Source organism: Saccharopolyspora kobensis, from assembly GCF_900108315.1.
GTDB classification, from domain to species: domain Bacteria; phylum Actinomycetota; class Actinomycetes; order Mycobacteriales; family Pseudonocardiaceae; genus Saccharopolyspora; species Saccharopolyspora kobensis.
Window position 1 is genome coordinate 17,651 of the sequence record NZ_FNVB01000002.1, and the last position, 12,791, is coordinate 30,441.

General features: G+C 72.6%; 14 protein-coding genes. 11 read left to right on the forward strand and 3 right to left on the reverse strand.

Annotated elements, in window-relative coordinates; all coding sequences use genetic code 11:
• Positions 1–58 precede the first annotated feature (58 nt).
• The gene (locus C4T78_RS00100; protein WP_093346533.1) at positions 59–913 is read right to left on the reverse strand and encodes an alpha/beta fold hydrolase; all 855 of its coding nucleotides are present in this window, start codon (positions 911–913) and stop codon (positions 59–61) included.
• 176 nt (positions 914–1,089) lie between these two features.
• Here C4T78_RS00100 and C4T78_RS00105 point away from each other — a divergent pair, with 176 nt between their 5' ends.
• Positions 1,090–1,605: a flavin reductase family protein gene (locus C4T78_RS00105; protein WP_235863016.1), complete on the forward strand. Its 516-nt coding sequence runs from the start codon at positions 1,090–1,092 to the stop codon at positions 1,603–1,605.
• 213 nt (positions 1,606–1,818) lie between these two features.
• On the opposite strand, the gene C4T78_RS00110 is transcribed toward C4T78_RS00105, so the two are convergent.
• Positions 1,819–2,697 carry an IclR family transcriptional regulator gene (locus C4T78_RS00110; protein WP_218161443.1) on the reverse strand — a complete coding sequence of 293 codons (879 nt, stop codon included), beginning with the start codon at positions 2,695–2,697 and terminating at the stop codon, positions 1,819–1,821.
• A gap of 198 nt (positions 2,698–2,895) precedes the next feature.
• Between C4T78_RS00110 and C4T78_RS00115 the strand changes: the two genes are divergently transcribed.
• The 4 genes from C4T78_RS00115 (at position 2,896) to C4T78_RS00130 (ending at position 6,254) form a co-directional block, all read left to right on the forward strand.
• Positions 2,896–3,750 (forward strand): TIGR03619 family F420-dependent LLM class oxidoreductase, encoded by an 855-nt coding sequence (locus C4T78_RS00115; RefSeq protein WP_093346528.1) that lies wholly within the window; start codon positions 2,896–2,898, stop codon positions 3,748–3,750.
• A gap of 12 nt (positions 3,751–3,762) precedes the next feature.
• Positions 3,763–4,257: a nuclear transport factor 2 family protein gene (locus tag C4T78_RS00120; RefSeq protein WP_093346526.1), complete on the forward strand. Its 495-nt coding sequence runs from the start codon at positions 3,763–3,765 to the stop codon at positions 4,255–4,257.
• Positions 4,254–4,667: a nuclear transport factor 2 family protein gene (locus C4T78_RS00125; protein ID WP_093346524.1), complete on the forward strand. Its 414-nt coding sequence runs from the start codon at positions 4,254–4,256 to the stop codon at positions 4,665–4,667. Before C4T78_RS00120 ends, C4T78_RS00125 begins: the two co-directional genes overlap by 4 nt.
• A gap of 150 nt (positions 4,668–4,817) precedes the next feature.
• Entirely contained in the window at positions 4,818–6,254 is a 1,437-nt protein-coding gene (locus C4T78_RS00130; RefSeq protein ID WP_093346521.1) for an MFS transporter, read from the forward strand.
• Positions 6,255–6,292: 38 nt separating this feature from the next.
• On the opposite strand, the gene C4T78_RS00135 is transcribed toward C4T78_RS00130, so the two are convergent.
• Positions 6,293–7,060, reverse strand: a complete 768-nt coding sequence (locus C4T78_RS00135; protein WP_093346519.1) for an SDR family oxidoreductase — start codon at positions 7,058–7,060, stop codon at positions 6,293–6,295.
• A gap of 175 nt (positions 7,061–7,235) precedes the next feature.
• Between C4T78_RS00135 and C4T78_RS00140 the strand changes: the two genes are divergently transcribed.
• The 6 genes from C4T78_RS00140 to C4T78_RS00165 all read left to right on the forward strand — a co-directional run bounded on the left by C4T78_RS00140 (position 7,236) and on the right by C4T78_RS00165 (position 12,747).
• Positions 7,236–8,390 (forward strand): alpha/beta hydrolase family protein, encoded by a 1,155-nt coding sequence (locus C4T78_RS00140; protein WP_093346516.1) that lies wholly within the window; start codon positions 7,236–7,238, stop codon positions 8,388–8,390.
• A gap of 209 nt (positions 8,391–8,599) precedes the next feature.
• Entirely contained in the window at positions 8,600–9,529 is a 930-nt protein-coding gene (locus C4T78_RS00145) for an NADP-dependent oxidoreductase (protein WP_093346514.1), read from the forward strand.
• Positions 9,530–9,645: 116 nt separating this feature from the next.
• Positions 9,646–9,915 (forward strand): metal-sensitive transcriptional regulator, encoded by a 270-nt coding sequence (locus C4T78_RS00150; protein WP_093159469.1) that lies wholly within the window; start codon positions 9,646–9,648, stop codon positions 9,913–9,915.
• Positions 9,916–9,985: 70 nt separating this feature from the next.
• On the forward strand, positions 9,986–11,386 hold the full coding sequence (locus tag C4T78_RS00155; protein WP_235863015.1) for an MBL fold metallo-hydrolase: 1,401 nt from the start codon (positions 9,986–9,988) through the stop codon (positions 11,384–11,386).
• A 36-nt stretch (positions 11,387–11,422) separates the two neighbouring features.
• On the forward strand, positions 11,423–11,992 hold the full coding sequence (locus tag C4T78_RS00160) for a rhodanese-like domain-containing protein (RefSeq protein WP_093346509.1): 570 nt from the start codon (positions 11,423–11,425) through the stop codon (positions 11,990–11,992).
• Complete coding sequence (locus C4T78_RS00165; protein ID WP_093346506.1) at positions 11,992–12,747, forward strand: sulfite exporter TauE/SafE family protein; 756 nt, start codon at positions 11,992–11,994, stop codon at positions 12,745–12,747. Before C4T78_RS00160 ends, C4T78_RS00165 begins: the two co-directional genes overlap by 1 nt.
• The last annotated feature ends 44 nt before the right edge of the window (positions 12,748–12,791 follow it).

Here is a 12,791-nt window from a genome sequence, read left to right on the forward strand (position 1 = left end):
GCCGCGGTGTGGCCGAACCCGGTGGCGGCGCCGTGACCCGCGTACTCGTCGCCCCGGGTCACGACCGCTCCTCCCGGGTCAGGAACGCCAGCACCGCGCTCTCCCAGGCCTCCTTCTGCTCGATCATCGCCCAGTGCCCGCAGTCGGGGAAGACGTGCAGCTCGGCGCCGGGGATGGTGCGCATCGGCAGCAGCGCCATGTCGACCGGGCTGACCCGGTCGTCGCGGCCCCAGGTGATCAGCGTCCGGGCCCGGATCCGGTGCAGCATGGCCCAGTACGGCGGCTCGGCGGAGGCCGCAGCGGCCTCGATGGCCTTGCGGCTGTACATCTTCCGCGCGCTGGCCAGGGTGCTCGGCTCGGTGGCGTGCGCCCAGCGCTCCTCGATCAGCTCCTCGGTCACCAGCGACCGGTCGTGCACCATGGAGTTCAGCCAGGCCACGAGCCGTTCGCGGGTGGGATCCTCGGTGAACTCGATCAGCAGGTTGATGCCCTCGCCCGGCGACGGGCTGAACAGCGACCGCCCGATCCCGCCGATGGTGACCAGCCTGCGCACCCGGTCCGGGTCGCTGATCGCGAACCGGGCCCCCACGATGCCGCCCATCGAGTTGCCGATCACGTCGGCCCGCTCGACGCCCAGGCCGTCCAGGAAGCGGCGGACCGCGGCGGGCGCGGCGACCATCGGGTGCTCGTCCACCGGATCGCTGACGCCGAAGCCGGGGAACTCCAGCACCAGGCAGCGGAAGCGCTCGGCGAAGACCGGCAGGTTGCCGCGGAAGTTCCGCCACCCGGTCACGCCGGGCCCGGAACCGTGCAGCATCAGCAGCGGCGGCCCGGCACCGGCTTCGTGGTAGCGCAGCACACCTCGGTCCGTCCGCAGCTCGCGCAGCGTGGACTCGTAGCTCAGTTCGGTCATCTCGCGCCCAGCTCCCAAGGACTTTCGGGGTTTCGCCGGTGCACGTTAGGCGCGATCGCGCGGGATCCGGGGCGCGAACTCCCGATCAGCGGGATCGCGGAGCGCGGCCGGAAAGGACCTCCCGCTCAACGGGATGCCGGGCCGGTGCCCTCGGCAGCGCGCCTACCGTCGATCTCGTGACTCCCCACCTGCCCACACCGCTGGAGATGCGCCGCGCGATGGGTTCCTTCGCCAGCGGCGTCACGGTGGTCACCGGGTGCGACGACGGCGAACCGGTCGGCTTCGCCTGCCAGTCCTTCGCCTCGGTCTCGCTCGACCCGCCGCTGGTGCTGTTCTGCGCCGATCACCGGGGCCGGGCCTGGCCGCGGATCCGCAAGGCCGGGGGCTTCTGCGTGAACGTGCTCGCCGAGCAGCAGAGCGACCTGTGCGACCGGTTCGGCTCCAGCCGCGGAGCGAAGTTCGCGGGCTTGTCCTGGCAGCTGTCCCGGTGGGGCAGTCCGGTGCTGCCGGGCGTGCTCGCCCGGGTGCACGCGCGAGTGCACGAGGTGCACGCCGCCGGGGACCACGACGTGGTGATCGGCGAGGTGCTCGAACTCGAGACGCCGACGCAGGACCGGCCGATGGTGTTCTTCCGCGGTGGCTTCGGGATCGAGCCGGAGCTGGTACTGCCCGACGCCTGGGACTGGGCCTGAGAGCTCGTTGGTGGTCAAGTTGCTTGGCCGGTCGCCCAGCGGAACCTGAGTGCTTCCCCGGACTGCGGGTGCCCCTCCTGATGTGTGCACGAATGCAGGGCGGAGGGCCCGTCCTCGCCAGGAAAGCACTCAGAACCCGCGGGTGGTTCTGCGTACGCGCTCAAAGCGGTTGCCGCCGCTTCTAAAGGCGCGGGCGGCCCGCCGGCAGCGCTCTCAGAACCAGTCGCCGGAGCCCGCTGCCATCATCCGGTCCAGCGTCGCGCTGGACCAGGTCCGCTCCGGTGCGACGACGTGCATCTGCCGCCACGAGCGGGTTCTGGGCACCGGCGGGTGGAGCTCGTCGGAGACCTGCCGCGCGGCGTCGACGACCAGCGGCGCCACCTTCTCCAGCGGCGTCTGGACGCGGCCCACCAGGGAGATGCTGCCCACCGGCCCCTCCGGGCCGCGGACCGCGACCGCCGCGCAGGCCAGCGAGCGGACGCACTCGCCGCGCTCGAAGGCCAGCCCGCGACGCCGCCGGATGCGGTCGAGCTCCTGGTGCAGCGTGTCGAGGTCGGCGATGGTGCGGTCGGTCAGCCGACCGATGTGCTCGCCGAGCAGCTCGTCCACCGCTTCCGGTTCCAGCCACGCCAGCATCGCCTTGCCCAGCGCGGTCGAATGCGCCGGAGCCCGGCCGCCGACCCGCGAGGGCACCGATGCCGCGAACCGCCCGCCCACCTTGTCCAGGTAGCGGATCTCGACCCCGTCGAGCACCGCGAGGTGAACGACCATTCCAGTCCGCATCTGGAGGTCGTGCAGCAGCGGTGCGGCGGCGTTGCGGAGCTCGCCGTGCGCGTTGGCCCGACCGCCGAGGCGCAGCGCCCGGCGGCCGAGCGAGTAGCCCGCCGCGGTGTGCCGGAGCCAGTCCAGCCGGACCAGCTGATCGAGGATCCGGTGGGCCGTCGACCTCGGCAGATGCGTTCTGCGCGCAACGTCCTCCAGGGTGAGCCGGACCGAGCACCGCTCGAAGGAGTCGAGGATCAGGGTCATCCGCTCCACCATGGAGGGCGGCAGCTCGCGACGCGGGGAGGCGGGAACGGCAGGGACGGTCATGGTGCTCCCCTCAGCCCGGTTGACGAAGGGCAAAACTGAAATGAATTCCACCCGTCTTCCCGACGGTAGCAGCGCCACGCCCGAGGCGGAACCCTCGCACCGGAGTTTCGCCGCTCCCGATGACCGGGACGGGCCTGGAGGCCTGGAGGTCCGCTGGGCTACACCTGGTTGCCGGTTCCGGCGAGGAGAGGTGCGCGGATGAGGATCGGCATCGTCAGCCCGGTGGTGACCCGGGTGCCCGGGGCCCATTCGGAGTGGGAGCGCACCGCGGGGATCGACGACCTCGGGCGGATCGCCGAGACCGCCGACCGCCTGGGGTTCCACCACCTGACCTGCAGCGAGCACGTGGCCGTGCCCCGGGAGGTCGCCGCGCAACGAGGCGCGACGTACTGGGACCCGCTGGCCACCTTCGGGTACCTGGCCGCGCGCACCAGCCGGATCCGGCTCGTCACGCAGGTCCTCGTGCTCGGCTACCACCACCCGCTGGAGATCGCCAAGCGCTACGGCACCCTCGACCGCGTGTCGGGCGGCCGCCTGGTGCTGGGCCTCGGCGTCGGCAGCCTCGAAGAGGAATTCCGGTTGCTCGGCGCGGAATTCGCCGACCGGGGCGCCCGCGCCGATGATGCGCTCGCCGCACTGCGCGCGAGCCTGTCGCACCGGGAGCCGGCGTACCACGGCGAGCACTACGACTACGCGGGCTTCGTCGTGGAGCCGCACGCCGTGCAGGACCGCGTACCGCTGTGGATCGGCGGCCGGACCCTGCGCTCGCTGCGGCGCGCGACGACGCACGGCGACGGCTGGGTGCCGTTCGGGCTCACCAGCGCACGACTGCGGGAGATGCTGGCGAAGGTGGAGCTGCCCGCAGGCTTCGAAGTCGTGCTCCCCGCCGGCGAGGTGCTCGATCCGTCCGGTGACCGTGCTGCGACCGAGGCAGCGCTGACTCGGGCGCGCGATGCGGGCGCGACGCTGGTCGGCGCGCAGCTGCGGGCGCGATCGGCCGAGCACTACTGCGAGCAGCTCGAAGCCCTGGCAGCAGCGGCCGACATCGACTGAGCGGAGGCACCGATGGCCGAACAGCCCACCGAACTCGCCGAACTGGCGGCCCGCGTGCGGAGGATGGAGGACCAGCAGGAGATCGCCCGGCTCATCGCGAGCTACGGCCCGCTGGTCGACAGCGGCAGCGCCGACGCCGTGGCCGACCGCTGGGAACCCGACGGCGCCTACGACGTCGACGAGCTGGCGATGAACGGCCGCGACGAGATCACCGCGATGGTCGCCGGGCCGCGGCACCAGAGCTGGATCCGCGGTGGCTGCGCGCACTTCCTCGGCCCGGCGCACGTGACGGTCGAAGACGACGACGCGGTCGCGGTCGGCCACTCGCTGATGATCGTGCACCGCGACGGCGAGTTCGTCGTGCGCCGCGCCACCGCCAACCGCTGGCAGCTGCGCAGAGGCCCGCAGGGCTGGCGGGTGACCCGGCGAACGAGCCGGGTCCTCGACGGCCGCGAGGAGGCGCCCCGCCTGCTCGCGGCGCTCGACATCGACGAGGAGGACCGATGAGCGACCGGGACGACATCGCCGAACGACTGGCCGAGCTGGCCGCCGCGATCGACGCCCGCGACTGGGAATCGGTCCGAGCCGCCTTCCTCCCGAACGCCCACGGCTACCGCAAGGACGGAGCGGAGGCGATCGTCCGCCAGATCAGCGACCACCTCGGCGCCTGCGGCCCGACCCAGCACCTCCTCGGCAACCACCGCATCACGGTCGACGGCGACACCGCGCGCTCCCTCACCTACGCCCGCGTCCACCACTCCGGAGCGGGCGCGATGGCCGGGAAGTTCTTCGAGTGCATGGGCGAGTACGACGACCGCTGGGTGCGAACGCCCGAGGGCTGGCGACTGTCCTCCCGCGTCTTCGACATGCGCATCTTCCTCGGCGACTTCGGCGTTTTCGGCCCGGCCGAGCGCTGACCGCTCTCGGTGAGCGGGACCGCGCCGAACTCTCCTCAGCCGGGTGGCTAGCGTCCGGTGCACCGCCCTCCCGGGCACCACGACCAGCCGCTTTTCCCGCTGCTGGGCCGTTTTCGACGTTCCCGCCACCCGACTCGACGAGGAGTCACGATGGAACAGGCACCTCCACCGCGAAGAACGGCCGCCACCGGATCGGACGCCGACGGCGAGTCCGTGCGCCAGGACCGCTCCACCGCGCAGAACTGCGCGATCGTCGCACTCCTCGTCCTGCTGGTGGAGATCACCGGCCTCACCTACACGATGGTCACCCCGGCGCTGTCGGAGATCGCCGCCGCCTACCGCTCGCCCGACATCTCCTGGATCGTCACCGCCGTGACCCTGGTCGGCGCCATCGCCTTCGCGGTGTGCGGGAAGCTGGGCGACGTCTGCGGCAAGAAGGCGGTCGCGCTGGTGTGCTCCGCGGTGTTCGCCGTCGGCACCGCGCTGTGCGCGACGGCCCCGGTGCTGCCGCTGCTGATCGCCGGTCGCGCGCTGCAGGGTTTCGGGCTTGCCGTGCTGTCGCTGGCCTACGGGCTGGTCCGGGACGTGCTCCCGAAGCGGCTGATCCCGATCGCGCTGGGCTTCATCGGCACCGGCATGGGCGCCAGCGCGATCATCGGTCCGGTCATCAGCGGGCTGCTCGTCGAGCCGTTCACCTTCCGCGGCATCTTCTGGTTCCAGTTCGGCTACGCGATCGTGGTGGGCCTGCTGGTGTGGCGCTTCGTCCCGGAGAGCGGCCTGCGGGCCAGGGCCGGCGTGGACTGGATCGGCGCTTCACTGCTCGGGTTCGGCGCGCTGGCCTTCCTCTTCGGCGTCGGCACGATCAAGAGCGCGGGCTGGCTCTCGGTGCCGGTGCTGGGCGGGATCGGTGCGGGCGCGCTCCTCATCGCGGGATGGTTCCACTACGAACGGCGCGCCGCCGATCCGCTGGTGCGCATCGAACTCCTCGCGCAACGGCGGGTCGGACTGCCGCTGCTGGCCAACGCGTGCGTCCAGTTCGCGCTGGTCGGGAACTCGATGCTGGTCCCGATGTTCGTCATGTCCGCCCCGGAGGGCGGTTTCGGGTTCGGCGCGACCGCGCTGGAGGTGGCCGGGTTCCTCGCCGCATCGGGCGTGTCGGCGATGGTGGCGGGCCCGGTCAGCGGCCTGATCTCGCGTCGCTTCGGGCCCCGCGCGGGCATGGTGTTCGGTGCTTCGGCCCTCGTCACCGGGGCGACCCTGATCGCGTTCGTGCACGACACCGCGACGACGGTCCTGCTGGCCCAGCTGGTGTTCGGGATCGGCATCGGCTCGGCGTCGGCGGCGCTGCCGAACGTGCTCGTGCACGCGGTTCCGGCGGACGTCCAGGGCATCAGCGGCGGAATGCTGAACCTGGTGGGCAGTTTCGGCAGCTCCATCGGCTCGCAGGTGCTGATCGTGCTGCTCCTGCTGCCCGGCGCCCACTACACGGAAACCGGCTTCGTGCTCGCCTTCCTCGCCACCGCCGCGTGCGGCGCGATCGCTCTGACCAGCGCACTGCTGGTCGGCCCGCTCCACCAACGGCGATGACCGCGAGCGGGCTGCGGTCGCGCAGCCCGCTCACACCGCTAGAAGACGCCCGGCCCGCGCAAGGTCGCGTCCGCACCACCGTCCACGTAGATCACCTGACCGGTCATGTGCGTGTTCCCGGGGCTGATCAGCCAGTTCAGCGCGGTGGCGATGACGGCGGGCCGGGCGTAGCCGTTCAGCGGCATCGGCACCGCTCGGTCCATGACCTCCTTCATCGCCTCGTCCGCGATGAGCGGTGCGACCATCGGGCTGAGCACCACGCCCGGCGCCACCGCGTTGAGCGGGATGCCCGCACCGGCCCACTCCTCGGTGACCGCCGCTCGGCGCAGCCACTGCGCGAGAGCCGACTTCGACGACGGGTAGAGCCGGTGCCCGGCGCCGTTCGCGACCGCCGCGCGGGCGAGTTCCAGAGCGGCCGGCTCGTCATCGCGCAGGCAGGCGTCCACCACCGCCTGATCCACCGGCTGGGTGCCCGCGATGGAACCGACCACCGCCGCCCGCGGGTTCGGCGCGGCGGCGAGCACCGGGCGAAGGCCTTCCAGCAGCCGGACGACGCCGAAGTGGTTGACGCTCACGCTGATCGGTTCGGGCGCCGAGACACCGGCGCACGCGACCACTCCGTCCAGCGGCCCGGCGCCGAGCTCGGCCACCGCCCGAGCCCGTCCGTCCTCAGTGGAGAGATCGGCCCGGATGTCGGCGGTCTCCCGGTCGACGCCGATGACGGTGTCGCCCTGGGCTCGCAGCAGCTCCACCAGCGCCTTGCCGATGCCCGATGCCGAGCCGGTCACTGCGATGCGGCGTGTCATGCGCTCTCCTCACACGGTTCGCAGCTCACCTCCGGCTGCACCGTCCTCCTGCCTAGCCGAGCTCGGCACCGGCGCAGCACATCCGTACCGCTGAGTGGGATCTGCGCACCCGCCGGCGGTTTCCGAGGAGGTTGTCTCTCCGGAACGCCATCTGCCCGCACAGGAGGAAACGCCCGTGAACCGGCTGGCCCTGACCACCTTGCTGACCGCGCTGCTCGTGGCTGGTTGCTCCGCGGGCACCTCTCCGGAGCCCGCGCGCGGCACGTTGACGAGCTCGGCTCCGCTGGAGCACGAACGACTGCCCAGCGCGCAGAGCGAGTGGCTGATCACCTACACCTCCGAAGGCGCTCGCGGCGAACCGGTCACCGTCTCCGGGACCGTTTCGGTGCCCGCGTCGCCACCGCCGCAGCAGGGCTGGCCGGTGATCAGCTGGGCGCACGGCACCACCGGCACCGCCGATGTCTGCGCGCCTTCCGCCGACCGCCCGGGCGGCCCGGCGCACGGCTACGTCGGGCTCGCCGACCAGACCCTGGACCGGTGGGTCGCCGCGGGCTACGCGGTGGTGCAGACCGACTACGAGGGCCTCGGCACGCCCGGCGAGCACCCGTACCTCAACGGCCGGAGCGCGGCGAACGCGGTGGCCGACATCGTCCGCGCCGCGCGCCAGGTCTCCCCCGGCATCGGCTCGGCCTGGTTCGCGATGGGCCACAGCCAAGGCGGGCACGCCGCCCTCCACACCGCGGCGGCCGACCAGCACGACCTGTCGCTGCGCGGCGCGGTGGCCATCGCGCCGGGCGGTTTCCAGAGCAGCCGGACCACCGCGTACTTCCAGCAGCAGACGGACGAGCGGAGCGTCCGGGCGGCGCTGCCGTTCCTGCCCACGCTGCTCATCGGTGCCGCCGCCGTGGATCCCGGGATCGTGCCGGAGGACCTGCTCGACGAGCAGGCCCGGCCGGTGCTGGACGCAGCGCGCCGGACCTGCCAGGACGGTGTCCGCGAAGCCGCCGCGACGATCGACGCCGACCGGGTCTTCCGGGATGGCGCCGACCTGGGTGGGCTGACCGCGTACCTGAAGTCGCAGGAGCCGGAAGGCCTGGCACTGCGCGTCCCGACGCTGGTGCTGCAGGGCAGTGCGGATGCGCTCGTGAGCGAACCGGGCACCGCGAGCCTGGTCGAAGCGCTGTGCGCGCGCTCCCCCGCGATCGGCTACCAGGTCTTCGACGGCGCGGACCACCGCCGAGTCCTCGCCGCCTCCCAGCCCGCTGCCCAGCGATTCACCGAAACGCTCCTCGCCGGCGGACGACCGCAGAGCGCCTGCCCCCGGCCGTGACCCGGCGCCGAGCCCGCACGGCGCGGACAATCGAGCCCGGACCGGAGCAGCTCTTCTTGCACGCCTTCAACACGCGCATGCAGCATAAGTGCACACGCAAGTAATATCGCGCGCAAACAGTCTCACAGCACGGCGGAGGTAGACCCGATGACCACTGCTCGGCGCACAGCTGCGAGTCCGCAGCCCTCGGCACGAACGGGGGTTGCGGCGTGAAGGCGATCGTCCTCGACGAGTACGGCGGGCCCGAGGCCCTCCGGCTGACCGACCTCCCGGAGCCGAAGGTCGCCCCCGGCGAGGTGCTGATCCGGGTGAAGGCCGCCGGCGTCAACCCGGTGGACTGGAAGCTGGCCGCGGGCGGCCTCGACGGCCTCATGGAGACGCACTTCCCGCTGATCCCCGGCTGGGACGTGGCCGGGATCGTCGAACGGGTGGGCTTCGACGTCGAGGAGTACGCGCCCGGCGACGAGGTGTACGGCTACATCCGCAAGGACACCGCCCAGCACGGCGGTTACGCGGAACTGGTCTCCGCGCACGTGCGCATGCTGGCCCGCAAGCCCGTAGCGCTCTCCTGGGACCAGGCCGCGGGCGTTCCCCTCGCCGGGCTGACCGCGCTCCAGGCCATCGACCGGGTCGGCATCGGCGCAGGTGACACCGCGCTGATCCACGCGGCGGCGGGCGGGGTCGGTTCGCTCGGCGTCCAGATCGCCGTGGCGCGCGGCGCCCGCGTGATCGGCACCGCGAGCGAGCGCAACCACGAATTCGTGCGACAGCTGGGCGCGGAACCGGTGACCTACGGCCCCGGGCTCGCCGACCGCGTGGCCGGGCTTGCACCGGACGGCGTCGACGCGGCACTCGACTTCTTCGGGGCCGACGCGGTCGACACATCGCTGCAGCTGATCGAGAAGCCGGAGCGCCTCGCCTCCATCGCCAATCCGGAGGCCGCGGCGAAGGGCGGCCACTACGTCTGGGTCCGCCCCGACTCGGCGGGCCTCGCGGTGCTCGCCGGACTGGCCGACAGCGGCCGCCTGACCGTGCACGTGGACCAGGTGCTCCCGCTCGCCGAAGCGGCGGAGGCCTGGCGCCTGAACCAGCTCGGGCACACGCGCGGCAAGCTGGTGCTCTCCACCGAAGATCGCTGAAGCGGCGAGGCCCGCCGGTTCGCACCTCGGCGGGCCTCCTGGCCGCCGTGCGGGCGCCGAGTGCGTTGAGCCACAGCACCGTGCGTTCCCATACCCCCGGGGGTACCGTCGGGGACATGCAGATGAAACCCGAACTGCTCGGCGATGCGCTGACGCGCCTGCGGCGCGCGCAGGGGCAGCTGGCGAGCGTCATCGAGTCGATCGAAGAGGGCGACGACTGCGCCGCCGTGCTCACCCAGCTGGCCGCCGTTTCCCGCGCTCTCGACCGCGCCGGCTTCAAGATCGTGGCCAGCGGCATGCGGTACTGCCAGCAGGCCCGGGAGGACGGCGAGGAGCCGCCGATGACCGAGCAGGAGCTCGAACGCCTCTTCCTCGCCCTCGCATGACCCCGCCCGACCCGAGCACACCACCCATGCATCCATCGCATACCCCCCGGGGTATCGGAGGTGAATCGCCGTGACAGCACTGCCCCAGCTCAGCGGACTCCAGGTCGAGGTCGTGGAGACCTCCTCGCTGGGCGACCGCAGCTACCTCGCCACCGACGGCCACCGCGCCGTGGTGATCGACCCGCAGCGCGACGTGGACCGCGTCCTCGCCGCCGCCGGGCGCGCAGGTGCGCGGATCGCGCTGGTGCTCGAAACCCACGTGCACAACGACTACGTCTCCGGCGGCCTGGAACTGGCCCGGCTGACCGGGGCCGAGTACGGCATCGCCGCGGCCGACGAAGCGCCGTTCGCGCACCGCCCGCTGCGCGACGGAGACCTGCTGGAGGTCACCGACCGCCTCCGGGTGCGCGTCGTGGCCACGCCGGGCCACACCTTCCACCACCTCTCGTACGTGCTGGAGGACGCCGGGGAACCGGTCGGCGTGTTCACCGGCGGTTCGCTGCTCTACGGGACGACCGGCCGCACGGACCTGCTCGGCGAGCAGCACAGCGTGGAGCTCGCCCGCCACCAGCACCGGTCGGCGCGCAAGCTGGCCGACCTGCTGCCCGCCGGGGCGCAGATCTGGCCGACGCACGGGTTCGGCAGCTTCTGCTCGGCGACGCAGGCCAGCGGCGACTCGTCGACCATCGGCGAGCAGCGCGCGGCGAACCCCGCCCTGTCGCTGGCCGAGCAGGACTTCGTCGAGACCACGCTGGCCGGGCTCGACGCCTACCCCGCGTACTACGCGCACATGGGCGCCCGCAACATCACCGGCCCGGCACCGCTGGACCTCCGCGCGCCGGCCGAGGCGGCTCCCGGCGAACTGGCCGAGCGCCTGCGGCGCGGCGAGTGGGTGGTGGACCTGCGCTCCCGCAAGGCCTACGTCGAATCCCACCTGGCGGGCACGGTCAGCCTCGGCCTGGACGGGCCGATGGCGACCTGGCTGGGCTGGATGATCGAGTGGGGTTCGCCGATCACGCTGGTCGGCGAGTCCGGTGAGCAGATCGCCGACGCGCAGCGCGAGCTGGTGCGCATCGGCATCGACCAGCCCGCCGCGGCCGCGGCCGGGCAGCCCGCGCAGCTGGCCGCCGATCCCGCGCAGCTGGTGAGCACCCCGACGGCCACGTTCGCCGAGCTGGCCGACGCGCTGGACGGCGAGCCCGGCGGGCTCCCGAGCGCGGACGTCGTGCTCGACGTGCGGACGAACAACGAATGGCGCGACTCGCACGTCGACGGCGCCGTGCACATCCCGCTCTACGAGCTGGCCCAGCGGATCGACGAGGTCCCGGCCGGTTCGGTGTGGGTGCACTGCGGGAGCGGCTACCGCGCCACGGCGGCGGCCTCGCTGCTGGAGTCCGCCGGCCGCACCGCCGTCGTCATCGACGACGCCTTCGCCTCCGCCCGATCCTCCGGCGTCACCCTGACGCACTGAACCACGCACGGCAAGAACCGCATTCGAAGGAGAAGCATGACCGGCACGTTAGAGTCCACAGTGGATGTCGCCGATGCCCGGGAGCTGGTGCGCTCGGCGCCGCGGACCCGGCTGATCGACGTGCGCACGCCCGGTGAGTTCGCCGCGGCGCACATCCCGGGCTCCCGCAACGTTCCGCTCGACGTGCTGCGCGCGCACCACACCGAGCTGACCGCCGACCACTCCGACCCGGTGGTGCTCGTGTGCGGCTCAGGCGTCCGCGCCGAGGAAGCCCGCGGCCTGCTCGCCGCTGCCGGGCTCCCGAAGCTCACCGTCCTCGAGGGCGGCATCGGCGCCTGGGAGCAGCAGGGCGCTCCGGTCTCGCGCGGGCGCGGGAAGTGGGCGATGGAGCGGCAGGTCCGGCTGGCCGCGGGCTCCCTCGTGCTCGCCGGGGTCGTGGGCAGCGTGGCCGCGCCGAAGCTGAAGTGGCTGGCCGGATTCATCGGCGCCGGGCTCACCTACTCCGCGTTGAGCAACACCTGCGGGATGGCCCGGGTGCTCTCGCTGCTGCCGTACAACCGGACGCCGGAACAGGACGTGCCGTCGCTGCTCGCGGCGCTGACGTGATGCTGCCCGCCATCGTCTTCGGCGTCGTCATCGGCCTTTCCACCGGTCTGCTCGGCGCAGGTGGTTCCATCCTGGCCGTTCCGGCGCTGGTGTACGGCGTCGGTCAGCCGTTGAGCACCGCTGTTCCCACCGCGCTGGTCGTGGTGGCCGCGTCGGCCATCGGCGGCCTGTGCTCCCGCAGCCGGTTGCGGCTCGTGCAGTGGCCGGTGGCGCTGATCTTCGGGATCGCCGGGATACCCGGCACGATCGGCGGCGCGGCGCTCGGCCGGTCGTTGCCGCAGGACTGGTTGATGCTGGGCTTCGCGGCGCTGATGGTCGTCGTCGCCTCGCGCATGTTCCGCGGCAACGACCGCGCCGGCACCCCGGAGGGCAACCTGATGCCGAAGACGGCCGCCGCCGGGGCCGGGGTCGGTGTGCTGACCGGGCTCTTCGGCGTCGGCGGCGGATTCGTCATCGTGCCCGCGCTGACCCTGCTGCTCGGGCTGACCGCGCAGCAGGCCATCGCGAACTCGATGGTGGTGATCACGATCAACTCCATCAGCGGGCTGATCGCGCACTCGGGCGCGGTGGCGCAGCTCGACCTCGGCGTGCTGGTGGCCTTCGCGGGCACCGCGATGCTGGTCTCGATCGGTGCCGCCCGGTTCGCCGGGAGGCTCCCGGCGAACACCGTCCGCCGCGCGTTCGCCTGGGCCGTGCTGGCCATCGCAGCGGGCGTGGGCATCTCGTCGGTGATCGGACTCGCCACAGCGGCGTAGCCGGTCGTGAGTGCGTAGCAGTGTCCGAACGCCGCTACGCACTC

Coding starts and splice junctions, on each gene's coding strand:
- C4T78_RS00120 (WP_093346526.1), top strand. CDS start 3,763: ATGGCCGAACAGCCCACCGAACTCGCCGAACTGGCGGCCCGCGTGCGG.
- C4T78_RS00110 (WP_218161443.1), bottom strand. CDS start 2,697: ATGACCGTCCCTGCCGTTCCCGCCTCCCCGCGTCGCGAGCTGCCGCCC.
- C4T78_RS00115 (WP_093346528.1), top strand. CDS start 2,896: ATGAGGATCGGCATCGTCAGCCCGGTGGTGACCCGGGTGCCCGGGGCC.
- C4T78_RS00160 (WP_093346509.1), top strand. CDS start 11,423: ATGACCGGCACGTTAGAGTCCACAGTGGATGTCGCCGATGCCCGGGAG.
- C4T78_RS00125 (WP_093346524.1), top strand. CDS start 4,254: ATGAGCGACCGGGACGACATCGCCGAACGACTGGCCGAGCTGGCCGCC.
- C4T78_RS00135 (WP_093346519.1), bottom strand. CDS start 7,060: ATGACACGCCGCATCGCAGTGACCGGCTCGGCATCGGGCATCGGCAAG.
- C4T78_RS00165 (WP_093346506.1), top strand. CDS start 11,992: ATGCTGCCCGCCATCGTCTTCGGCGTCGTCATCGGCCTTTCCACCGGT.
- C4T78_RS00150 (WP_093159469.1), top strand. CDS start 9,646: ATGCAGATGAAACCCGAACTGCTCGGCGATGCGCTGACGCGCCTGCGG.
- C4T78_RS00130 (WP_093346521.1), top strand. CDS start 4,818: ATGGAACAGGCACCTCCACCGCGAAGAACGGCCGCCACCGGATCGGAC.
- C4T78_RS00100 (WP_093346533.1), bottom strand. CDS start 913: ATGACCGAACTGAGCTACGAGTCCACGCTGCGCGAGCTGCGGACGGAC.